The 21,657-nt window shown below is 62.1% G+C and carries 19 protein-coding genes; 14 read left to right on the top strand and 5 right to left on the bottom strand.

The window, feature by feature from the left end:
* Positions 1 to 63 precede the first annotated feature (63 nt).
* Positions 64 to 1,002: a LysR substrate-binding domain-containing protein gene (locus GTP45_RS02805; RefSeq protein WP_161012343.1), complete on the bottom strand. Its 939-nt coding sequence runs from the start codon at positions 1,000 to 1,002 to the stop codon at positions 64 to 66.
* A gap of 118 nt (positions 1,003 to 1,120) precedes the next feature.
* Between GTP45_RS02805 and GTP45_RS02800 the strand changes: the two genes are divergently transcribed.
* Genes GTP45_RS02800 through GTP45_RS02790 form a run of 3 tightly spaced genes read left to right on the top strand, consistent with a single transcriptional unit; the run spans position 1,121 to position 4,023 of the window.
* The gene (locus GTP45_RS02800) at positions 1,121 to 2,329 is read left to right on the top strand and encodes a urate hydroxylase PuuD (protein WP_161012342.1); all 1,209 of its coding nucleotides are present in this window, start codon (positions 1,121 to 1,123) and stop codon (positions 2,327 to 2,329) included.
* A 10-nt stretch (positions 2,330 to 2,339) separates the two neighbouring features.
* Positions 2,340 to 3,572 carry a M20/M25/M40 family metallo-hydrolase gene (locus GTP45_RS02795; RefSeq protein WP_161012341.1) on the top strand — a complete coding sequence of 411 codons (1,233 nt, stop codon included), beginning with the start codon at positions 2,340 to 2,342 and terminating at the stop codon, positions 3,570 to 3,572.
* Between the two features lies 1 nt (position 3,573).
* Positions 3,574 to 4,023, top strand: coding sequence for a thioesterase family protein (locus tag GTP45_RS02790; protein WP_161012340.1), 450 nt, complete (start codon positions 3,574 to 3,576; stop codon positions 4,021 to 4,023).
* Here the strand turns inward: GTP45_RS02790 and GTP45_RS02785 are convergent.
* Entirely contained in the window at positions 4,010 to 4,735 is a 726-nt protein-coding gene (locus GTP45_RS02785) for a substrate-binding periplasmic protein (RefSeq protein ID WP_161012339.1), read from the bottom strand. The two genes, GTP45_RS02790 and GTP45_RS02785, sit on opposite strands and share 14 nt — an antisense overlap.
* Before the next feature lie 90 nt (positions 4,736 to 4,825).
* Between GTP45_RS02785 and GTP45_RS02780 the strand changes: the two genes are divergently transcribed.
* The 3 genes from GTP45_RS02780 to GTP45_RS02770 are packed head-to-tail and all read left to right on the top strand — an operon-like array spanning position 4,826 to position 8,287.
* Positions 4,826 to 6,094, top strand: coding sequence for a paraquat-inducible protein A (locus tag GTP45_RS02780; protein ID WP_161012338.1), 1,269 nt, complete (start codon positions 4,826 to 4,828; stop codon positions 6,092 to 6,094).
* The gene (locus GTP45_RS02775; protein WP_161012337.1) at positions 6,087 to 7,703 is read left to right on the top strand and encodes a PqiB family protein; all 1,617 of its coding nucleotides are present in this window, start codon (positions 6,087 to 6,089) and stop codon (positions 7,701 to 7,703) included. Before GTP45_RS02780 ends, GTP45_RS02775 begins: the two co-directional genes overlap by 8 nt.
* Positions 7,700 to 8,287 carry a PqiC family protein gene (locus tag GTP45_RS02770; RefSeq protein ID WP_161012336.1) on the top strand — a complete coding sequence of 196 codons (588 nt, stop codon included), beginning with the start codon at positions 7,700 to 7,702 and terminating at the stop codon, positions 8,285 to 8,287. Before GTP45_RS02775 ends, GTP45_RS02770 begins: the two co-directional genes overlap by 4 nt.
* Here the strand turns inward: GTP45_RS02770 and GTP45_RS02765 are convergent, their stop codons facing one another.
* Positions 8,288 to 9,199, bottom strand: coding sequence for a LysR family transcriptional regulator (locus GTP45_RS02765; protein ID WP_161012335.1), 912 nt, complete (start codon positions 9,197 to 9,199; stop codon positions 8,288 to 8,290).
* Between the two features lie 84 nt (positions 9,200 to 9,283).
* Here GTP45_RS02765 and GTP45_RS02760 point away from each other — a divergent pair, with 84 nt between their 5' ends.
* From GTP45_RS02760 to GTP45_RS02745, 4 genes are all read left to right on the top strand, one after another.
* On the top strand, positions 9,284 to 9,988 hold the full coding sequence (locus GTP45_RS02760) for a histidine phosphatase family protein (protein ID WP_161012334.1): 705 nt from the start codon (positions 9,284 to 9,286) through the stop codon (positions 9,986 to 9,988).
* A gap of 12 nt (positions 9,989 to 10,000) precedes the next feature.
* Positions 10,001 to 11,215 carry an acyl-CoA dehydrogenase family protein gene (locus GTP45_RS02755; protein WP_161012333.1) on the top strand — a complete coding sequence of 405 codons (1,215 nt, stop codon included), beginning with the start codon at positions 10,001 to 10,003 and terminating at the stop codon, positions 11,213 to 11,215.
* Positions 11,216 to 11,355: 140 nt separating this feature from the next.
* Positions 11,356 to 13,857: a TonB-dependent receptor gene (locus GTP45_RS02750; RefSeq protein WP_161012332.1), complete on the top strand. Its 2,502-nt coding sequence runs from the start codon at positions 11,356 to 11,358 to the stop codon at positions 13,855 to 13,857.
* Between the two features lie 661 nt (positions 13,858 to 14,518).
* Entirely contained in the window at positions 14,519 to 14,782 is a 264-nt protein-coding gene (locus tag GTP45_RS02745; RefSeq protein WP_161012331.1) for a hypothetical protein, read from the top strand.
* Between the two features lies 1 nt (position 14,783).
* On the opposite strand, the gene GTP45_RS02740 is transcribed toward GTP45_RS02745, so the two are convergent.
* Complete coding sequence (locus tag GTP45_RS02740) at positions 14,784 to 16,721, bottom strand: sensor histidine kinase (RefSeq protein WP_161012330.1); 1,938 nt, start codon at positions 16,719 to 16,721, stop codon at positions 14,784 to 14,786.
* A complete protein-coding gene (locus tag GTP45_RS02735; RefSeq protein ID WP_161012329.1) occupies positions 16,721 to 17,404 on the bottom strand; it encodes a response regulator transcription factor in 684 nt (227 codons plus the stop codon). Before GTP45_RS02735 ends, GTP45_RS02740 begins: the two co-directional genes overlap by 1 nt.
* Before the next feature lie 116 nt (positions 17,405 to 17,520).
* Between GTP45_RS02735 and GTP45_RS02730 the strand changes: the two genes are divergently transcribed.
* The 4 genes from GTP45_RS02730 to GTP45_RS02715 all read left to right on the top strand — a co-directional run bounded on the left by GTP45_RS02730 (position 17,521) and on the right by GTP45_RS02715 (position 21,646).
* Positions 17,521 to 18,180 carry a hypothetical protein gene (locus GTP45_RS02730; protein ID WP_161012328.1) on the top strand — a complete coding sequence of 220 codons (660 nt, stop codon included), beginning with the start codon at positions 17,521 to 17,523 and terminating at the stop codon, positions 18,178 to 18,180.
* Positions 18,181 to 18,214: 34 nt separating this feature from the next.
* Positions 18,215 to 20,584: a DNA polymerase II gene (locus tag GTP45_RS02725; protein WP_161012327.1), complete on the top strand. Its 2,370-nt coding sequence runs from the start codon at positions 18,215 to 18,217 to the stop codon at positions 20,582 to 20,584.
* 18 nt (positions 20,585 to 20,602) lie between these two features.
* Positions 20,603 to 21,397, top strand: a complete 795-nt coding sequence (locus GTP45_RS02720) for an isocitrate lyase/PEP mutase family protein (protein ID WP_161012326.1) — start codon at positions 20,603 to 20,605, stop codon at positions 21,395 to 21,397.
* Positions 21,398 to 21,463: 66 nt separating this feature from the next.
* Positions 21,464 to 21,646 (top strand): hypothetical protein, encoded by a 183-nt coding sequence (locus GTP45_RS02715; protein WP_161012325.1) that lies wholly within the window; start codon positions 21,464 to 21,466, stop codon positions 21,644 to 21,646.
* Positions 21,647 to 21,657 lie beyond the last annotated feature (11 nt).

Here is a 21,657-nt window from a genome sequence, read left to right as displayed (position 1 = left end):
CATCATAACGTGCTACCGCCGCCGCGATATATGCGGTATGGCTTAAGCTTTATAAGACTGCGCTTACTTTTGCGACAGCGCCTTGGCCGCTGCGGCCACTTGCTCGCGCAACCACTTGTGTTCCGGCGCCTGGTGCACGCGCTCGTGCCACAGCTGGTAGAAGCGCATCGCCGGGAATTTCACCGGCACGGTGTACGTCTTCAGCGGCATCAGCTTTTCGTAGTGGCGCACGAACTGGCTGCCGGTGGTCAGCACAAGGTCGGTCTGCGCCAGCATATTGGGGATCAGGCCGAAGTAGGCCGATTCCACCATCACGTTGCGCTGCAAGCCTTGGCGTTCCAGGTAGTCGTCAATCACGCCGTGGTAGCCGGGCAGGATCTGCGTTGGCGCCACGTGCGGCAGGGTGAGGTAATCGTCCAGCGTCATCTTGTCGCTGGCGGTGCGCAGCGCGTACGGACAGTCGGCGCGCATCACGCAGATGATGGGATCTTCGAACAGCTTGGACATGTGCAGGTGCTCGGGCGGTTCGTCCCAGTTGGCGATGACCAGATCCATATCGCCGTCCGACAGCAAGCGCACATAGTCCACGCCGGGCCCCAGACCATGGATTTTCACACGGCTGTTGGGCGATCCGCGCCGCAGCAGCGCGACAAGATTCGGCAGGAATTGGCTGTCGAGATAATCCGGCGCGGCCACGTGAAACGTGCGCGCTTCTTCCTGTGGCACGAAAGGTGCCTTCTTGAGGAACAGGTTCTCGGTTTCGTCCAAAATGCGCTTTGCTGGTGCAAGCAGGCTCTCGCCGTGCTGGGTCGGCACCATGCCGCGCGCGCCGCGCACCAATAGCGGATCGCCGGTCAGCTCGCGCAGCTTGCGCAAGGATGCCGAGATCGAGGGCTGCGGTTGATTCAACTTGAGGGCGACGCGGGAGACGTTTTTCTCGACCAGCAGCAGGTAGAGAATACGGATCAGGTGAAGGTCCAAGTGTTGCGGCAAAGCGGACATGAGCAGGCTAACGTTATACGGGAATGAATATGTCTAATATACTCTAATGTTCATGTAGCAGGAATCAAATCCGTTTATCTTCTGTAAATTAGCCACATCTTTGACCCGATAAAAATACATGGAATACCTGATCCCGTACGGCCTTGAGTGGGCCAATCTTCTCGTGCGCTGGCTGCATATCATCACCGGCATCGCGTGGATAGGCGCTTCGTTCTACTTTGTGTGGCTGGACAATTCGATCCGTCCACCGGCGCCGGGATCGGAGCTGGCGAAGAAGGGCGTGTCGGGCGAGCTGTGGGCGGTGCATGGCGGTGGTTTCTACAACCCGCAAAAATACCTGGTCGCACCGGCCGAACTGCCGAAGGAATTACACTGGTTTAAGTGGGAGGCTTATTCCACTTGGCTGTCCGGGATTGCGCTGCTGACCATCGCTTACTACTTCAACGCGCAAGCGATGATGATCGATAAATCGGTGGCGGATCTCACTAGTCTGCAAGCGGTGGGCATCGGCATCGGCACGCTGGTCATCGGCTGGACTGTGTACGACTTGCTGTGCCGCTCCCCGCTGGGCAAGCACGATGCAGCCTTCGGCGTGGTGATCTTCGCGCTGATTACCGCTGCTGCTTATGGACTGACGCATGTGCTGAGCGGCCGCGCGGCTTACATTCATATCGGTGCGCTGATCGGCACCATCATGGTCGGCAATGTGCTGATGCTGATTATTCCGGGCCAGCGCAAAATGGTGGAGGCGATGTCGGCCGGCCGCATGCCCGATCCTGTGCACGGCCAGAAGGCCAAGCAGCGCAGCGTCCACAATAACTACTTCACGCTGCCGGTGCTGTTCATCATGATCAGCAACCACTACGCGATGACCTACCGTCACGATCACGCCTGGCTGGTGCTGGCGTTTATCATGGCGGCCGGCGTTGTCATTCGCCACTTCTTCAACCTGCGCCACAAGGGCCGTGTTGAATGGCGCTATCCGGCGATAGGCGTCGCGCTGCTGGCCGCTGTGGCGGTGGCGATTGCGCCGCCTAAGCCTGCGCCGGTAGTGGCAGCTGCCGATCCGGCGGCGGAATTCGCCAAGGTGAAAACGGTGATCGATGCGCGCTGCCTGTCGTGCCACGCGGCCCATCCAACGCAGCCGGGCTTCGCGGCCGCGCCGCTGGGCGTCGCTTTCGACAGCGCCGAACAAATTCACCAGAACGCAGAAAAAATCTACAAGCAGGTGGTGCAGACCAAGGCCATGCCGCTGGCTAACCTGACCAATATGACCGACGCCGAGCGCGCGCAAATCGCTGCGTGGTACGAGTCCGGCGCTAAATGAAGGAACGAGTATGAGCACTGTAAAAGTACAACTGGCGCAATGGATCGACGATCACTTTGACGAGGAAGTCGGCGTGCTGCAGCAACTGCTGCGCGTACCAACCGATACGCCGCCGGGTAACAATGCGCCGCACGCCGACGTGGTGGCCGATCTGGTGTCGGCCTACGGCTGGACTGCCGAGAAGCACGCGGTGCCGGAGCAAACCGTGCGCGATTACGGCATGGAGAGCATCACCAACCTGATCGTGCGCCGTCCTTATGCGGCGGGCGGGCCGACCGTGGCGCTGAACGCGCATGGCGACGTAGTGCCGCCGGGCGACAATTGGACTTATCCGCCATACGGCGGCGTGGTCGATAACGGCTTTATCTACGGCCGCGCTGCCGCCGTATCGAAGTGCGACTTCGCTACCTACATCTTTGCGGTGCGCGCGCTGGAGGCGCTTGGCGTGCCGCTGAAGGGCGGGCTGGAACTGCACTTCACCTACGACGAAGAATTCGGCGGCCTGCTCGGGCCGGGCTGGCTGCTGGAGCAAAAGCTGACCAAGCCTGATTACGTGATCGCCGCAGGCTTCAGCTACAACATCGTCACCGCGCACAACGCCTGCCTGCAACTGGAGATTACGGTGCATGGCAAGTCCGGCCACGGCGCCATGCCGGAGACGGGCCACGATGCGCTGCAAGCGGCCACCCGTATTCTCAACGCCATCTACGGCCAACTGCCGGAACTGAAGAAGATCAAATCGAAGATCGCCGGCATCGACTCGCCGACCATGCTGGTAGGCCGCATCGACGGCGGCACCAACACCAACGTGGTGCCGGGTAAAGTCACGCTGAAGATGGATCGCCGCATGATCCCCGAAGAAGATCCGGTGCAAGTGGAAGCGCAAGTGCGTTCGCTGATCGAAAACGCGGTGCAGGGCGTGCCCGGCATCACGCTGGAGATCAAGCGCCTGCTGCTGTCGCACGCGCTGCGCGAACGTCCGGGTACGGAAAAACTGGTGGACAGCATTCAGCAGAACGCGCAAACCTTCATCGGCGAGAAAATCCCGGCGCAAGGCACGCCGCTGTACGCGGATGCGCGCCTGTACGGTGAACACGGCATTCCGGCGGTGCTGTACGGGGCTGGCCCGCGCACCGTGCCCGAATCCAACGCCAAGAAAGCCGACGAACGTCTCAACCTCGAAGACCTGCGGAAAGCGACCAAGGTGGTAGCATGCACCTTATTTGATTTCCTCGGAGCGTAAGATGTTTTCTAAAAAGCTGATGGCAGGTTGGGGCGACATGGACTTCAACAGCCATATGCGCAATACGGCCTTCCTCGATAAATCCGGCGACGTGCGCATGCTGTTCCTGTCGGAGCATGGCTTCCCGATGAGTGAATTCATGCGCCTCAATATCGGCCCGGTGGTGATGAAGGACGAGATTTCCTATTTCAAGGAAGTGCTGCTGCTGGAAGAAATCACCGTGACGCTGGGCCTTGCCGGCCTGGCGGAAGACGGCAGCCGCTGGATTCTGCGTTCGGACATCATTCGCCCGGACGGCAAGCTGGCCGCGCGCGTGAACAGCACCGGCGGCTGGCTGGATCTCGGCGCCCGCAAGCTGATTGCACCGCCGCCGGCGCTGATGGCGACCTGGCAGGCGCTGGAAAAATCGGACGACTTCCAGGAACTGCCATCCAGCGTCAAGGCGAAATAATGTACTTGCGGTGCAGCCGCGTCTTCAAGCCCTGAGCATGGAGGCGCTTGGCCGCCTCGTTGATGGACGGCGCCAGTACCGCATGATCCTTGCCTAGATAGAGGTAGAGATTGAGGACGTCGAGCGGCCGGCCAAGCCGGCCTTGCGGCAACAGCGCCTTGCCATCCTCCCCCAGGCTGCCGTCATCGAACAAGCAGGCCTGATCGCGGCCATTGAGCACCATCTGCAAGCAGGCCGTCACAGTCTGCACGTCGTGCGGCTGCACCTGCGGGCGCAGCGCCTCCAATCGTTTCTGGTAAAAGTAAACGCCGCGCTGGTAGCTGACGGTGCGCACCTTGTTCGCCACTTCGTCCCAGCTATTGATTTCTGGCCGGCTGGCGCGTGTGAACATATAAGTGCGCAAGCTGATGAAGGGTTCGTCGATGCGCTTGTATTCCGGGTGCTGCTCGCTGTACTCGCGCACCCGTCCCAATTCGCCGACGATGCTGCCATCGGCCAGCATGGCGGCGCCGCGCCGGCCCGGCAGGCTTTGCAACTGGCAGCGCTGGCGGATTTCGGCGCATAGCGCCTGCAGGTATTCGTCGATATAGCCGTAAGCGAAGGAGCCGCGTTCGTGGGTGGTGCCGAAGATTAGCGTGTCCGGGCCCTGCGCCGCTGCGGGCGCCGAAAAGGCGAGGGCAATGACCAGCAAGGCGGGCCAACAGCGGGGCATGGGCTGTCTCCGGGATTCAAATCGTGCTCTATGATAGCCGATCCGGCTTTGCCGTATGATATGGCTCATGATGGATACAACGGTCAACCTGTGCATCGATACGATTTAATCAGTTGCCACGATTGCGGCGTGCTGCATCTGCGCCGCCCGGTACGCCCGCGCGAGAAGGCGCGCTGCGTGCGCTGCCGCTCGATCCTGTATCGCGGCATCCATTCCGACGCCAGCCGCATGGCGGCCATCACGCTCGGCGCGGTGATCACCTTTCTGATTGCGCAGTTCTTCCCGATCGTCGAGTTGGAGGTGGGCGGTTATAGCAGCAGCGCTACCTTGCTCGGTGCGATCCGCGTGCTGTGGATGGAGCAGATGCAGCTGGTGGCGGTGCTGGTGTTCCTGTTCACGATTCTGCTGCCGGCGGTGGAATTGGGCTCGCTGCTGTATGTGACGCTATCGCTGCGTAACGGCGAGCGGCCGGCAGGCTTCGATCACTTGCTGCGGTTGGTCGGCATGGCGCGCCGCTGGGGCATGACCGAGGTGCTGATGATCGGCATCCTGATCACCATCGTGAAGATGACCAGCCTCGCGCAAGTGCTAGTGCAACCGGGCCTGTTCGCGTTTGGTGCGCTGACCCTGATGCTGGCGATTGTGGTGTCCTTCGATCCCAGGATTTTGTGGAATCTCGGCGAGCACTTGCCGGGGCCGCGCCGCGTGGCGCAAAAGACTTTTCACTACGCGGCGCTCAGCAAGGGCGCGCCGCTGCTGGCTTGCCACAGCTGCGGGCTGGTGGAGTCGCTCAAGTACACGGTGCGGCACCAGTATTGCGCGCGTTGCGGCGCGCGCCTGCACCGGCGCCGCCCGGACAGCGTGGGCCGCACCTGGGCCTTCTTGCTGGCGGCGGCCATTCTCTACATTCCGGCCAACCTGCTGCCGGTGATGTACACCCATTCGCTGTTCGGCAAGGAGGACGACACGATCATCAGCGGCGTGGTCTACTTCTGGACGAGCGGCTCCCCAGCGCTGGCGGCGATTATTTTCATTGCCAGCATCGTGGTGCCGGTGCTGAAGCTGGCGGCGCTGGCCTTGCTGGCGTGGACGGCGCAGCGCCGCTCGCGCTGGCGCCCTTTGCAGCGCACCGCCTTGTACCGCATCGTGGAGTTTGTCGGCCGCTGGTCGATGCTCGATATTTTTGTGATTACGCTGACGGTGGCGCTGGTGCGCTTCCAGTCGCTGGCGGTGATCACGGCCGGCCCCGGCGCCATGGCGTTTTGCGCCGTGGTGGTGCTGACCATGATCGCGTCTATGCAGTTCGATCCCCGCTTGATCTGGGATCCTATCGATAGCCATGGAGAGAAGCATGTCTGAAAACGAGAGCGGCGCGCCGCCGCTGCCGGAGCCTAACGTGGAGAAGGCCAGCCGCTGGCTGCCGTCGCTGGTGTGGCTGATTCCCTTGCTGGCGGCGCTGATCGGCTTGACGCTGGTGGCTAAGTCAATACTCGATCAAGGGCCTACGGTGATCGTCAGCTTCCGCAGCGCCGACGGGCTGGAGCCGGGCAAGACCAAGGTCAAATACAAGGACGTGGATATCGGCTTGGTGCGCTCGATATCGCTGGCGCGCGATCTGTCCAAGGTGCTGGTCACGATTGACATGAGCAAGGAGGCCAAGCGCTTCACGGCGGCCGATACGCGCTTCTGGGTGGTGAAGCCGCGCATCGGTGCGAGCGGCGTATCAGGCTTGAATACGCTGCTGTCGGGATCTTATATTGGCGTCGATGCGGGCAAGTCGGAGGAAACGCGGACTGACTTTACGGGACTGGAAAAGCCGCCGCAAGTGACGCGCGATGAGAAGGGCACGACTTACACGCTGCACGGTGAAACGCTGGGCTCTATCGATGTCGGCTCGCCGATTTTCTATCGCCGTATTCAAGTGGGACAGGTGACCGGTTTCGACCTGGAAGAGAAAGGGCGCGGCGTGAAGATGTCGGTCTTCGTCAGCGCGCCTTACGATCAATACGTCGGCAAGAATACGCGCTGGTGGCATGCCAGCGGTGTTGATGTGCGGCTGGATTCCAACGGCTTCAAGGTCAACACGCAGTCGCTGGCGGCATTGCTGGTGGGCGGCATAGCGTTTGAATCGATCACGGGGCAGAAGCCATCCAGCGTGGCGCCGGCCGGCAGCGAGTTTCTGCTGGGCGCAGATCAGGCCACCGCGCTGCGCGAGCCGGATGGCGTGCCGATTACCACCGTGCTGTATTTCGACCAATCGCTGCGCGGATTGTCGCCCGGCGCGCCGGTCGATTTTCGCGGCATCGTGATGGGCGAGGTGCGCTCGGTCGGCGTCGAGTTTGATCCGGTGAAGAAGAACTTCCGCATGCCGGTCACGGTCGATATGTACCCGGCGCGCCTGGGCCGCAGCTTTGCGCAGTCGATCGCCAGTGAGCAGGAACGCAACGCCGGCCCGCAGTTGCTGGAGCGCCTGGTGGCGCGCGGCTTGCGCGGCCAGCTACGAACCGGGAACCTGTTGACCGGGCAGTTGTACGTGGCGCTGGACTTCTTCCCGAATGCGGCGCCGGCCAAGGTGGACATGACGGCGGAAGTACCGGAGGTGCCGACGGTGCCGAACAGTCTTGATGAATTGCAGACGCAAATCTCCAGCATCGCGCGCAAGCTCGATAAAGTGCCGTTCGAAGAAATCGGCAAAAACCTGCGCGATACCTTGAAGAGCGTCGATGTGCTGATGAAGCAGTTGGACTCGCAAGTGGTGCCGGAAATGAAAGGCACCTTGGCAGCGGCGCGCAAGACTTTCAATGAAGCGGATCAACTGCTGCAGAAGGATTCGCCGGTGCAGTCCGATTTGCGCGAAGCCTTGCAACAGTTGACGCAAACCTTGCAGTCATTGAATGCGCTGTCGGACTACCTGGAGCGCCACCCTGAATCGCTGATACGCGGTAAGCAAAAAGGAGAGCAGAAATGATGCGTGTATTTGTGACTGCGGCGATGGCGTTGATAGCAGGCTGCGCAAGCTCGCCGCCGGAGCACTTCTATAGCCTGAGCGTGGGCATGGGCGGCAGTGCACCGCAAGCCACGCCTGCGTACTACATCGAACTACCGGCGGTGACAGTGCCGCAGCAAGTAGCGCGCAACCAGCTGGTCGTCACCACCGGCGCCGGCCGCGTCGACCTGCTGGAACAGGAACGCTGGGCCGCGCCGCCCGCAGCAGAAATCGGCCAGGCCCTATCGCTAGCGGTATCAGGTGACCTAGGAACGATCGACGTCTTCCGCACGCCAACGCCGGACAAAGCCCCGGTCTACCGCATCAGCACCAACATCCAGCGCTTCGAATCCGCACCGGGCCGGTACGCGCTGATCGACGCCGTGTGGAGCGTGCGCCTGGTCGGCAGCACCCAAGTCCACACCTGCCGCAGCGTCGCCCAAGAAACCGTCAGCGCCGGTTACGACGAACTAGTCGCCGGCCACCGCCGCGCCATCGCCCGCATCAGCACCGACATCGCCAAGACCGTGCGCATCCTGGCCGCTGGCGGAAAACCCAGCTGCTAATTAACCGGCGATCTGCATTGCTGCAGTGATTTGCTCGCGCAGCCACAGGTTGGCGGGATCGTTGTCGACGTTGGCGTGCCAGTAGAGGTAGATGTCGAGCGAGGGCATCTCCAGAGGGAAGGGCAAGAGCTGGTTGTTGAACTGCTGGTTGACGATGCGCGCCAGGCGTTCGGGCATCGTCAACGCCAGATCGGTTTCGCTGACCACGCGGCAGGCGGCGAAGTAGTGCTGGCAGCGCAGGCGGATGCGCCGCTGTAGGCCTAGCCGGCTTAACTCCACGTCCTCCAGCCCCGGCCCGCGCCGGCGCGAGCTGGTTTGGATGTGCTCCAGTTGCAGATACGTCTCCAGCGGCAGCGCGCGCCGCTTCACCAGCGGATGGCCGCGCCGTACCAGCACCACGGTTTTATCGCCCGCCAGCTGCGCACGGCGGATGTCGTTCGATAGCGGCAGCAGCACGTCGAGGCATGCGTCCAGCGTGCCGGCCGCCAGTTCGCTTTCCAGTTCGCGGCGGCTGACCTGCAAGGTATTCAGCGTCACAGAAGGCGCTTCGCGCGCAATCCCCGCCATCAGTTGCGGCAGCACGCTCGCTTCCAGCACGTCGCGCACGCCCAGCGAAAAACTACGCTCGCTGCTGACCGCATCAAAACGCGCCGCACCGTTCAGCGTTACTTCAAAACCGCGCAAGGCGCGCCGCACCGGTTCGATGATGGAGCGGGCCAGCGGCGTCGGTGTCATCACATGGCCCTGGCGTTCAAACAGCGGATCGTCGAACAGCTGCCGCAAGCGGTTCAGCGCATGGCTGATCGCCGGCTGCGTCAAATTCATCTTCAAGCTGGCGCGCGTGATGCTGCCTTCGGTGTATATCGCCTCCAGCACGATGAACAAGTTCAGATCCACTTTTGATATATGCACGATATTTATCCGGGCCAATTAATTCTATTCATTTGATGAATTATAGGACAGGCGCTAAGCTACCAGCCTGGGAGAACATGCGATATGGGACAAATTTTGCTGGTGCGCCACGGGCAGGCCTCGTTCGGCAGCGCCAATTACGATCAACTGTCGGAGCTGGGCTATGAGCAGGCACGCTTGCTGGGCCAGTGGTATGCCAACAGCCACCAGGCCTTCCACAAGGTGGTCACCGGTGGCATGGCGCGCCATCGCCAAACGGCAGACACCTGCATGGCCGAACTACCGAAGCCGCTGCTGGTGGAGACCGAGTGGATCACCGACCACGACTTCGCCGAATTCGATCACCACGAGGTGCTGCTGCGCCACTGCCCGGAATACGCCGACGCCGTCGCCTTCAAGGCGCTGCTGGCCAGTCACGTTGAACCGGCGCGCGCGCTGGAGCACCTGTTCCGCGCCGCCATGCAACGCTGGATGAGCGGCTGGCATGATAGCGACTACACCGAAACCTGGCCCGACTTCCGCCGCCGCTGCGTGCGCGCGCTCGAGCGCCTCGATACCGACAGCAGCAAGCAGACCACCATCGTGTTCACCTCCGGCGGCGTAATCGCCACGCTGATGCAGCACCTGCTGGGACTACAGGACTACCAGGTGATGGAGCTGAACTGGACGCTGGCCAATTGCGCCGTCACCAAGCTGCTGCAACGCCCCGGCCAATTCACGCTGAATTACCTGAACAACTACGCGCACCTTGAGTGGCTAGGCCAGCATGGCACGGTCACATACCGATAAAGAGGAGACACCATGGATTTCGATTACAGCCCGAAGGTAAAGGCGCTACAAGCCAGGCTCACGGCCTTCATGGATGAACACATCTATCCAAACGAAGCCAACTTCCACGCCGAGATCGACGCCAACCGCGCCGCCGGCAATGCGTGGGTCGCCACCAAGATTATGGAACAACTCAAGCTCAAAGCGCGCGCTGCCGGCTTGTGGAATCTGTTCCTGCCCGACTCCGAACATGGCGCCGGCCTGACCAACCTCGAATACGCGCCGCTGTGTGAAATCATGGGCCGCGTGCACTGGGCGCCGGAAGTGTTCAACTGCTCGGCGCCGGACACCGGCAATATGGAAGTGCTGGCGCGCTACGGCACGCCGGAGCAGCAGAAGCAGTGGCTGGCGCCCTTGCTCGATGGCCGCATCCGCTCCTGCTTCGGCATGACCGAGCCGGAAGTGGCGTCGTCGGACGCCACCAACATCGCCAGTTCCATCGTGCGCGACGGCGACCATTACGTGATCAATGGCCGCAAATGGTGGTCGTCCGGCGCCAACGATCCGCGCTGCGCCGTGTTTATCTTCATGGGCAAGAGCGATCCCGACAATGCGAGCCGCCACAAGCAGCAATCGATGATCCTGGTGCCGCGCGATACGCCGGGCGTCAACATCCTGCGCCACCTGCCGGTGTTCGGCTTTGACGACGCGCCGCACGGCCACGCCGAAATCGTGTTCGACAACGTGCGCGTGCCGGCCGCCAATTTGCTGCTGGGCGAAGGCCGCGGTTTCGAAATCGCCCAAGGCCGGCTGGGGCCGGGCCGCATCCACCACTGCATGCGTTTGATCGGCCTGGCCGAGCGCGCGCTGGAGCAGATGTGCAAGCGCAGCTTGAGCCGCGTCGCCTTCGGCAAGCCGGTGGCGGAGCAGGGCGTCACGCTGGAGCGCATTGCCGAGGCCCGCATCATGATCGACCAGGCGCGCCTGCTGGTGCTGAACGCCGCCCACATGATGGACACGGTCGGCAACAAGGTGGCGGCCAAGGAAATCGCCATGATCAAGGTGGCTGCGCCATCCATGGCCTGCCAGGTGATCGACTGGGCGATCCAGGTGCAGGGCGGCGGCGGCATGGCCGACCCGTTCCTGGCCCATGCTTACGCCAGCGCCCGCTCGCTGCGCCTGGCGGACGGCCCGGACGAGGTGCACCGTAGCCAAATCGGCAAGATGGAACTTGCCCGCTATAAATAGTCCGGCACAGTTAAGGTAATCGTTTTCCGCGCACCTGTTGCGCGGTTTTCCCACATCTATTGACTTCTTTAAATTGCTGATTTAATCTTGCTCGTCACTTAAGTTAAACGATTAACTAAAACTATAAGCAGGAGACAAGCATGAAACGCAGCATCCCCCTCACGCCGATGGCGGCGGCCTTGGCCGTCGCTTTACTGTCCATGAACGCCCACGCGCAGCAGGACGAATCCACCACCAAGCCCGGCACGCTGGAAACCGTGGTGGTCACCGCCAACAAGCGGGTCGAAAAGCTGGAAAACGTGCCGATGGCGATTTCCGTCATGAGCGAGCAGGAAATCCAGCGCACCAATATCCGCGAGATCGAAGACGTGGTGGCCATGATGCCGTCGCTGACCCTGAACTCGGGCACCACGGCGGCCAACAACGCCATCTTCATGCGCGGCATCGGCACTGTGTCGGTCGGCATCGGCGTCGAGTCGGACGTGGCCGTGATCATCGACGACATTCCGATCGCCACCCAGTTCCAGGCATTTAAAGACTTGGCCGACGTGGCGCGCATCGAGGTGCTGAAAGGCCCGCAATCGACGCTGTTCGGTAAATCGGCAGTGGCCGGCGCCGTCAACATCGTCACCAAGCCGATCTCCGGCCCGATGGTGTACCGCGCCAGCACCTACCTGACCAACGACAACGAGTGGCGCGTCAACGCCTCGGCAGGCGGCCAGCTGGACGAGCACTTCGCCCTGCGCCTGTACGCCGGCAAGACCCGCATGCCGGGCAACTTCCACAACCTGACCGACGGCAAGGACGTCAACGGCTCGGGCGGCAAGACCTTCATGGCCAAGCTGCAGTGGAATCCGATCGACAGCGTGCAGGTGGATCTGAGCCCGCGCTACAACCTCCAGGAGAATTCGCGCGGCGTGACAGCCGTCAACGGTTTCTTCCTGCGCACGGGTTCGGCGGCGGCCGGCACCCAGGTATCGACCCCGATCGGCCTCGACGGCGTCTACCTGAACGGCAATCCGCAACTGCCGGCATCGCAGCTGCTGGCCGGCATCAACGTCAACGATCCGGGTAACCGCAACGTGCGCCGCGACTTCCCGACCGGCCTGATTTCCAGCGACCGCGGCGTCGGCCTGAAAGTGTCGTGGACTTTGCCGAACGAGGCCACGCTGATGTCGATCACCTCGTGGAGCAAGTATCTGGCCAACGACTTCCGCGACCAGGACTTTACCGACCAGCCGACCATCAACTCGGTCGGTTCGGCCGTGCCTAACGTCGGCAATTACCAGTTCGGCACCTACGATATCCGCTCGAAAACGCAGGAACTGCGCTACGTCTCGCCGGACACCGGTACCTTCAAGTACGTGGCCGGCCTGTGGGTGGCGCATAACGAGATCTACCGCCACTTCATACGCGGCTACTGCGTGGCGCCGACGGTGTGCAGCTCCACCTCGCCATCGAGCCCGACCAATTACTACACCGACATCTACAACACCAACAAGTCGATCTTCGGCCAGGCCTCATGGGAATTCGTGCCGACGTGGACGCTGACTGCGGGCCTGCGCTTCAACCAGGAGATTTCGGGCTACAACTACAAGCGCAACTACTACACCGACCAGCTGGACGAGGCCTCGTTCAAGCCGGGCCCGGTGGGCGTGGATCAGTTCCAGAGCTACGGCAACAGCGATCCGGCCACCACCGGCAAGATCAGCTTACAGAAGCAAATCACGCCGGACTGGATGGTGTACTCGCAGGTATCGACCGGCTACAAGGGCGAAGCGTATGACGTGACCTCGGGCCTGAAAGCGGCGGCGGCCTTCCCGGTCAAGCCGGAAACCAGCCAGAGCTTCGAGATCGGCACCAAGGCCAACCTGTTCAACAACCGCATGTCGGTGGCGGCCACGTACTACAACTCGGACTTCTTCGGCTACCAGCAGAACGTCACCTACGTGCTGCCGAATGACCCGACCATTTACAGCCAGCTGAACTCGATCCCGCACATCCGCACCCACGGTTTCGAGATCGACGCCAACGCCATGGTCGGCAGCGGCCTGAGCGTGAGCGCAGCGCTGGCCTTCACCTTGCCGACGATTGAGAAGTGGGCGTTCGGCCCGTGCTATAGCGATCCGACCAACGTTGCAGTGAACGGCACCAAGCTGGCGGCCAACGGTTCGATCGCCGGCCAGAACGCGCGCTGCTTCCCGATCGCGCCGGGTTCGACCACTGGCGTGCAGAATCTGGACGGCCAAGTCTTCCCGGGCACGCCGAAGATCAAGCTGAACGTCGGCGCCAACTACGACTTTGGCATTCCGGGCTGGCCGCTGAAAGGCTTCGTCAACACCAATGTGCGTTACCAGAGCGACTACAGCACCAACATCAACAACGACCCGAACGCGCGTAACAAGGCATACAGTATTACTGATTTGGGCTTCGGCGTGCGCGATGCACAGGACAAGTACAAGATCAGCTTCCGCGTCAACAACCTGTTCGATCGCTTCTACATTCCGAATGCGAACGCCAGCGGCCCGTCGTCCTTCCGCGCCGGCCCGACTGCGACCTCGCCGCAGGTATCGGCCAACAGCTGGGTGCCGCCGCGCGACGTATTCCGCTACTTCAGCGTCAAGCTGGACGTGAAATTCTAAGTGATATACGCCGTGTGAATCTCTGGCATCAGAAAGATAAATTGGATAAATAGTGGGGGAAGCGGCATCATTCACCTGTCTCCTCTATTCTCCTCCAAGGAAATAGATTTAGCCCGCTCCCGTAGCGGGCTTTTTTTTGTCCTTGTTGAGCGAGCTTAAAAAGCAAGCATGGCGCCGAGATCTGATTTTTTATCGAATCTCTCAATGTGGCGGCCACTATGCTTTTCCGTACTCGTGTCGCTAACGACCGGCCAGCACCTAACTCGTTCACTAAATTCGCAGAAAAGAAATGGCGGCAGCATGTTCGACGCGGATACAAGCCCAAAATTTTTCAAAATTTGAAAACGCGGGAGTATCTGAAACTTCGTAGCGCCGCAGCCAGCTGCCTTTCTAGCGATACTATTCTATGTAGTCGCGCTCCGAGTAAGTCCACTTGGTGCGAAGAGTTACTTCACGCGCTGCAGTTTGACTCAGGTATTCATAACGCTGTGGCGAATCAGTTAGGAAATAGGGAGGTAGTATGGGTGATGGAATATATTGCTGCCTACGCACTTGTACGCAACGAAGTTCGCTGGCGGATTCCACCGTTTGAACGTAGGGAGAACCGCATGCGCCTGCGGTGGTATTCATGTACGATTGGTGGGAAGACTGGAGGCCTATCATGGCATTTACGTTTGAAATCACACATATCAGCCGTTTGGCTTGGGCGCAAGTTGGAGTCTTGGATGGGAAGCTACTTGACGGGGTAGTGCTGATAGGAGCTAAGGCTCAACTGCTGCACGAAGGCCAGCATTTTCCCATCAGTGTGAAAGGTGTAGTTCTAGACTCTGTGCCGCCTGGGACTGAGAGCTTAAGCCTCACTGTTGACCTCCGCGAAGCCGCGATAAAGGTGGCTGCGGCCGGCGACAAGCTGGTATGCGCCTAACTCAGCTTTTACGAACCAGCGGCAGCCAGAGGGTAAACAGGGTGCCGGTGGGGTTGGATTGCCAGTTGACGTTGCCGTCTACCGAGGCGGCGCGGCGTTGCTGGTTTTGTAGGCCGCGGCCGCTGCTGTGCGACAGTGCCTGGGCCACGTCGAAGCCGCCGCCATTGTCGGCGATGTGCACTTGTACGCCGTCCAGGCCAGACGTGGTGCCGACCCGGATTTCAGTCGCCCGCGTGTGGCGCAGGATGTTGGCAATGCTCTCCTGGACGATCCGCAAGATGTGCAGCGCGCTCGATGGATTCAGCCACGCCAGGGCCGGCAGCTCGCGCACTTCCCACAGCAGCTTGACGCCCGTGCCTTCCAGGCGCGGCTCCAGGCGGAAGCGCAGGGTAGCCAGCAACAGCAGCAGATCCGCCTCCACCGGCTCCATCGAATCGATGGTCAGCTTGAGGTCATCAAGGCAATCTTTCAAAATTTGCGACACGCGCTGGTCGCTGATGTTGCCGCGCTCGACCGAGCGGATCGCGCTGATCAGCGAGGAACCGAGGCCGTCGTGCATGTCCTGCATCAGCCGCTGGCGCTCGTCGCTAATGGTCTGGCGCAGCTCGATTTCGCGCAGGCGCTGGTGGCTGGCTTCCAGTTCCACCTCGCGCTTGGCCAGCCGCTCGGCCAGGCTGGCATTGACCCGCTCCACTTCCACAATCGCATCCAGGTAGCGCCGGTACATCAAAATGCCGAAGGTGATGAAGCACACCGCCGGCGCATACGCCCCGAGATACCAGCCTTCCGCGCTGATTACGTTATTCTGCAGCAGCCAGTCGGTCATGCCCATGGCGGTGCAGGCGAACAGGCCGTACACCACCAGCCGCCCCTCGGACGAATGGCGCCACGCGCTGATGCCGCCGACCACGCAAGCCACCAGGCTCATGAAAGCTGCAATCGGGTAAATCACCGGCGTCACGGTGGGCATATTCGGCAGCACCGCCAGCACCGGCAAGGTCAGCACGCCGATCAGCACGGTCACCGCCACCAGCGCGCGCGTCAGCCACGCCAGCGGACGCTGGTGCAGCTGGCACAGGAAGAAGTGCACCGACAGCACCAGCCAGAACAGCGAGTTAACCGTCAGCCACGCGAACCAGTCGTTGGCCACTTGCAGGTCGACGTAGAAATGCAGCCCACGCAGGAAGGCAGTCGCCGCCAGGTTGAAGAACAGCAGGTAGGCAATCTCCTGCGGACGGCGCAGCCACACGAACACGGCAAACACGCCCACCGCCATGAACGCTGCGCTGAGCATGCCGGGCAATTGCTGCTGCAACCACATGCGCACATGGTAAGAGGTGCGCAGCACATCGGCCGGCCCCAGCCGCAGCGACGACACCGCCGTCTGCGACGCGTAACTATGTTCCAGCCGCAGCAAAATCTCGCGCACCGGCGGCGTGCCGGGGCGCTGGTCGAGCGTGAACCACAGCGGCGTGCGGGTGCTGTTCCAGGACGGCCCGTTCTGCTGCGCCTGGTGAGCCAGCTCGCCGTTGATATAGACGGCGATGGTGCCGTCGGTCTTCACGCGGATGCCGTACAGCGCAAGCGCGCGCGTCTGTGCCGGCAGGCCATCCACCGCCACCTTCAGCCACGTCACTCGCACCGCGTGCGGTGGCCGGCCGCTGGTGCCGGACTCGGCTTGCCGAAGCAAGGAAATGGACGGGCTGAACGGCAGCGCCACCAGTTGCCAGGCAGGGGGCAGGGCGGCGCTATCGATGGTTGACGGCGGCGGCGTGTAACCGGCGGCCACGGTTTCTTGCCAACTGGCCTGCGTTAAATGCAGGCTGGGCGCGCCGCCATGGCCGCCGTCATTGTCCAGATACAGCGAAGCTGCCGCAATCAGCACCGCGACCGAGAAGAACAGCAGGAGATTGGCCAGCAGCCGCGACGAGCGTTCCATCAGGACAGCAGCCCCTGGGTACGGGCTTCGTAGATGGCCTCGGCTTTGGAACTTACCTTGAGCTTGCTGTAAATGCGCCGCACGAAGGTGCGCACGGTGAAGTGGGACAGCTGCATCAGGCCGGCGATCTCGTGCACGGTGAAGCCCTTGGTGATGTAGTCCAGCACTTCTTTTTCGCGCTGGGACAGCAGGGCGGGGCTGTCGTCATTGTGGCTGACCGGCACGGCGGCGGGCGCATTGCGGAAGCGCGCCAGCACCTGGCGCGCGATGATCGGGCTGATCGGGCTGCCGCCGTTGGCAATGCTGCGGATTTCGTCGCTCATCTTGGAGGGCGAGCTGTCCTTCAACAGGTAGCCGGCGGCGCCCGCTTCAATCGAGCGCATCACGTGCGTCTCATCGCCGAAATTGGTGCTGACCATGATGCTGCAACTTGGCCACAGCTGTGCTGCAGCGCGGATCACGGCGATGCCGGAGCCATCGGGCAGGCCGAGATCGACCAGCAGCACATCCGCAGGCGGGCCGGACAGCATGGCCAGGCCTTCCGCCTGCGTGCCGGCGCGGCCGATCAAATGCATATCCGCCGACTGCTGCACCACCACGCTGAGGGCGTTGCTGAAATCGGGATCATCCTCGACGATGGCGACGTGGATCGGGCGGGCGGCAGGCTGGTCAGTGTGCGTCATGCCGCCATTCTACGCGGTCGGCGCGGGCTGGCGACCGCGTGTAGTACTTTCGTGCTACATACAAGAGTGGAAGTGACAACATAAAATGAAGCTAGTTTTATCAGGCACGACCATTCATGCACGCCCTAGACACCCTGCCAGCGCCGGCTGCCCGCCGTGCGCGACGTCCTCTGCTCGAATTATCGCTGACCGGCCAACCGCGCTCGTGGCAGGTGCGCGAGCATCGCTATCGCTGCCTTGGCTATGGCCGCGCCCGCTGGGGTATGGAACTGGCGATGGTAGCGGACATCATCGCCCGCGAGCATCCCAAGGCCGTCTTGCGCCACGAAGTTGATCCTCTCAGCGGCGAGCAGCGGCTGGAACTGCTGCTGCCGGCGCTGCCGCCCGGCCCGTGCGCGGCGCGCCTGCACTACGTGTTTGACGCCGCCCATGGCCGCCTGTGCGAAGTGCACCTGCACTGGGTCGGCTGCGGCGATCCATCGCAGGAAGAACGGCTGCAACTGGTGCAGGCTGCCACCCGGCTGGCCGGCGACCTGATGAGTTATCGCTGGTCGGGCCTGACCACCTTGCGCGGCGCCGTGCGCGGGCCGGGCGCCTTGCTGCTGTTTTCCGGCCGCGACGAGGAGGGCGCCACCGTTGAAATCAGCCTGGACGGCGTGGCCTTCGACGTTGAACGTCCCGGCACGCCGGGCCGTCCCGAGCACCGTCCGGCGCCGCGCGGGCCGGCGGCGTTGCGGCTATCGTACAAGGCGGGAGGCTGGTTGCAGCAGGACTAATGCGGGCTGTATGCGCATACAGTATAATTCTGGCATGACGCATACCGCACAAACCGGCTTCATCCTGACCCGCCACTGGCGCGACACGCCCAGCGGTACGGAGATTGATTTTTGGCTGGCAACCGACAACGGCCCGCGCAAGGTTCGCCTCACGGCGCAGACCTCGGTGGCGTTTGCCGAAGCGTCGCTGCGCGAGGTGATCGAGGCGCAGATCGATCCCAACGCCGGCATCGAACTGCGCGAACTGGAACTCAAAACCTTCCAGCAGCAGCCGGTGATGGGCGTGTACGCCTCGCGCTACAAGCAGTTGACGGCGCTGGAGCGCACCCTGCGCGACCACGGCGTCAAATTGTACGAGGCCGACATCCGCCCGCCCGAGCGCTACCTGATGGAGCGCTTCATCACCGCCACCGTGCACGCCGAGGGCGGTCACGCCAGCGGTGCCGTCATCCACAACTGCAAGCTCAAGCCGGCGCCCGATTACCGGCCCACGCTGAACATGGTGTCGCTCGATATCGAGACCAGCGCTTACGGCGACCTGTATTCCATCGCACTGGAAGGCTGCGGCCAGCGACAGGTTTACATGCTGGGCGCCACGCCGGCCGAGCCACCGCCAGTCGATTTCGCTCTTGAATACTGCGCCACGCCGCGCCAGCTGATCGAACGCCTGAACGCATGGCTGGCGCGCCACGATCCCGACGTCATCATTGGCTGGAACGTGGTGCAGTTCGACTTGCGCGTGCTGCAAAAGAACGCCGATAAGTACAAGGTGCCGCTGGCGCTGGGCCGCGAGGGCAAGGCCATCGAATGGCGCGAGCATCCCGGCAAGCAGGATTACTGGTTTGCGCCGATGCCGGGCCGCATCGTCCTCGACGGTATCGACTGCCTGAAAGCGGCGTCGTGGATGTTCCCGTCGTTCAGCCTTGAGAACGTAGCGCAAGCCATGCTGGGCGAGGGCAAGGAAATCGGCAGCGACTACGACAAGATGGCCGAAATCGAACGCCGCTTCCAGCAAGACAAGCCGGCGCTGGCGACCTACAACCTCAAAGACTGCGAGCTGGTCACGCGCATCTTCCACAAGGCCAACCTGCTGGCCTTCATGATCGAACGGGCCACCGTGACCGGCTTGCAGGCAGACCACCTCGGTGGTTCGATTGCGGCCTTCTCGCATCACTACCTGCCGCGCATGCATCGCGAGGGCTATGTGGCGCCCAACGTCGGCGACATCAACGGCAGCGCGTCGCCGGGCGGATTCGTGTTCGACTCCAAGCCCGGCCTTTACGATTCGGTGGTGGTGCTGGACTACAAGAGCTTGTATCCGTCCATTATCCGTACCTTCCTGGTCGACCCGGTCGGCCTGATTGAAGGCGAGGCGGCCGAGGACAAAACCACCGTGGTGGAAGGCATCAACGGCACCGTGTTTTCGCGCGAAAAGCACTGCCTGCCCGCCATCACCACCGAACTCTGGAAGCAGCGCGACGCCGCCAAGCGCGCCAAAAACGAACCGCTGTCCACCGCGCTCAAGCTACTGATGAATTCCTTCTGCGGCGTGCTGGGCGCGAGCGAGTGCCGCTTCTTCAATCCGCGCCTGGTGTCCTCGGTCACGCTGCGCGGCCACCAGATGCTGAAGCAAACGCGCGAACTGGTCGAGGCGCGCGGCTACGATGTGATCTACGGCGACACCGACTCCATCTTCATCTGGTTGAAAAAGGAGTATCCGAACGACGCGGCGCTGGCCATCGGCGCGGAGCTGGCGGACTACATCAACAACTGGTGGCGCACCATGCTGAAGGACAAGCACGGCCTCGACTGCCATCTCGAAATCGAGTTCGACGCGCACTACCAAAAATTCTTCATGCCGACCATCCGTGGCACCGACCTGGGCAGCAAGAAGCGCTACGCCGGTTTGATCATCAACGGCAAGGGCGAGCAGGAAGTGATCTATCGCGGCCTGGAGGTGGCGCGCAGCGACTGGACGCCGCTGGCGCAGCAGTTCCAGCAAGGCCTGTTCACGCGCATCTTCAAAGACCAGCCGTATCAAGACTACGTGCGCGAGTACGCGCAGAAAACCCTGTCCGGCGCCTACGACAGCTTGCTGGTGTACCGCAAGCGCCTGCGCCAGCCGCTGGAGGAATACAAGGTCAACGTGCCGCCGCAAGTGCGCGCCGCGCGCTTGGCCGATGAGTACAATCAGTCGCAACAGCGTCCGCTGCGCTACCAGAACGGCGGCTGGATCAGCTATGTGATGACTACCGGTGGGCCGGAGCCGCTGGAAGTGGTACGCTCGCATATCGACTACGAGCATTACCTGACCAAGCAATTGCAGCCGATCGCCGACTCGATCCTGCTGCCGATGAACGACAGTTTTACCAGCCTGACGACGGCGCAAGCCAGCCTTTTCTAATTCAAGGAGACCGACCGCATGGAACAGTTCAAAAAACTGCACGATGGAAGCAAACTGCTGCACCTGCCCAACGCGTGGGATGCCGGCAGCGCGCGCCTGTTTGAAAGCCTGGGCGCGTCGGCCATTGCCACCACCAGCGCCGGCGTCGCTTGGGCGCAGGGCTATGCGGACAACGACCATCTGCCGGTGGATAACGCCATCGCCGTGGCCGCGAACATCGCCCGCGTGCTGACCGTGCCGCTGTCGGTGGATTTTGAAAACGGCTATTCGTCCTCGCCTGAACAAGTGGCGCGCGACGTGCTGCGCCTGATCGAAGTGGGCGTGGCCGGCATCAATCTTGAAGATGGCAACGACACGCCGGAACTGCTGGCGTCGAAAATCACCGCCATCAAAAAGCTGGCGGCGTCGAAAGGCAAAGACATCTTCATCAACACCCGCACCGACGTCTACCTGCGCGCGCTGGCGCCGGAAAAAGAGCGTGTGGCAGCAGTGCTGCGCCGGGCCGCCCTCTACAAGGAAGCGGGCGCCAACGGCCTGTTCGTGCCGGGCATTTACAAGGTGGATGAAATCAAGGCCGTGGTCGCCGCTGCAGGTTTGCCGGTCAACGTGATGGACTGGCCGGGCCTGCCGTCGGCGGACGAGCTGCATCAACTGGGCGTGGTGCGCCTGAGCGCCGGCTCCGGCATCCCGCAAGCCTTGTGGGCGATCGCCGCCGATATGGCGAAAGGCTTCCTCGCCACCGGCAACGCCGGCCCCCTGATCGCCCAAGCCATGCCCTACGGCGACTTGCAGGCGTTGTTCGCCCAAGGTTAGGTCGCCCACAGACCACGCGCCGAGCTTGGCCTACGGTGAGCATGACCGTCAACCAAGGAGGACATCATGCCCAAAGGAGCCAGCCCCAAGCGCGAGCGCGAGTACAAGGAGCTTGAGCATAAGTTCAAGCAGGAGGGGCGCTACGAGGGCCGCGAAGAAGAAGTCGCGGCGCGTATCGTCAATAAACAACGCACGGAACACGGCGAAACCAAGGCCCAGCACCGCTCCGCGAAGCGCACCAAGCATTGAGCGATGGGATA

Source organism: Duganella rivi (assembly GCF_009857435.1).
Taxonomy (GTDB): domain Bacteria; phylum Pseudomonadota; class Gammaproteobacteria; order Burkholderiales; family Burkholderiaceae_D; genus Rugamonas; species Rugamonas rivi.
This window is presented reverse-complemented; position numbering and strand designations above follow the sequence as displayed.

Excerpts from the sequence above, each read along its gene's own strand:
- GTP45_RS02805 (WP_161012343.1), bottom strand. The coding sequence starts at position 1,002 with ATGTCCGCTTTGCCGCAACACTTGGACCTTCACCTGATCCGTATTCTC.
- GTP45_RS02800 (WP_161012342.1), top strand. The coding sequence starts at position 1,121 with ATGGAATACCTGATCCCGTACGGCCTTGAGTGGGCCAATCTTCTCGTG.
- GTP45_RS02795 (WP_161012341.1), top strand. The coding sequence starts at position 2,340 with ATGAGCACTGTAAAAGTACAACTGGCGCAATGGATCGACGATCACTTT.
- GTP45_RS02790 (WP_161012340.1), top strand. The coding sequence starts at position 3,574 with ATGTTTTCTAAAAAGCTGATGGCAGGTTGGGGCGACATGGACTTCAAC.
- GTP45_RS02785 (WP_161012339.1), bottom strand. The coding sequence starts at position 4,735 with ATGCCCCGCTGTTGGCCCGCCTTGCTGGTCATTGCCCTCGCCTTTTCG.
- GTP45_RS02775 (WP_161012337.1), top strand. The coding sequence starts at position 6,087 with ATGTCTGAAAACGAGAGCGGCGCGCCGCCGCTGCCGGAGCCTAACGTG.
- GTP45_RS02770 (WP_161012336.1), top strand. The coding sequence starts at position 7,700 with ATGATGCGTGTATTTGTGACTGCGGCGATGGCGTTGATAGCAGGCTGC.
- GTP45_RS02760 (WP_161012334.1), top strand. The coding sequence starts at position 9,284 with ATGGGACAAATTTTGCTGGTGCGCCACGGGCAGGCCTCGTTCGGCAGC.
- GTP45_RS02755 (WP_161012333.1), top strand. The coding sequence starts at position 10,001 with ATGGATTTCGATTACAGCCCGAAGGTAAAGGCGCTACAAGCCAGGCTC.
- GTP45_RS02750 (WP_161012332.1), top strand. The coding sequence starts at position 11,356 with ATGAAACGCAGCATCCCCCTCACGCCGATGGCGGCGGCCTTGGCCGTC.
- GTP45_RS02745 (WP_161012331.1), top strand. The coding sequence starts at position 14,519 with ATGGCATTTACGTTTGAAATCACACATATCAGCCGTTTGGCTTGGGCG.
- GTP45_RS02740 (WP_161012330.1), bottom strand. The coding sequence starts at position 16,721 with ATGGAACGCTCGTCGCGGCTGCTGGCCAATCTCCTGCTGTTCTTCTCG.
- GTP45_RS02735 (WP_161012329.1), bottom strand. The coding sequence starts at position 17,404 with ATGACGCACACTGACCAGCCTGCCGCCCGCCCGATCCACGTCGCCATC.
- GTP45_RS02730 (WP_161012328.1), top strand. The coding sequence starts at position 17,521 with ATGCACGCCCTAGACACCCTGCCAGCGCCGGCTGCCCGCCGTGCGCGA.
- GTP45_RS02725 (WP_161012327.1), top strand. The coding sequence starts at position 18,215 with ATGACGCATACCGCACAAACCGGCTTCATCCTGACCCGCCACTGGCGC.
- GTP45_RS02720 (WP_161012326.1), top strand. The coding sequence starts at position 20,603 with ATGGAACAGTTCAAAAAACTGCACGATGGAAGCAAACTGCTGCACCTG.
- GTP45_RS02715 (WP_161012325.1), top strand. The coding sequence starts at position 21,464 with ATGCCCAAAGGAGCCAGCCCCAAGCGCGAGCGCGAGTACAAGGAGCTT.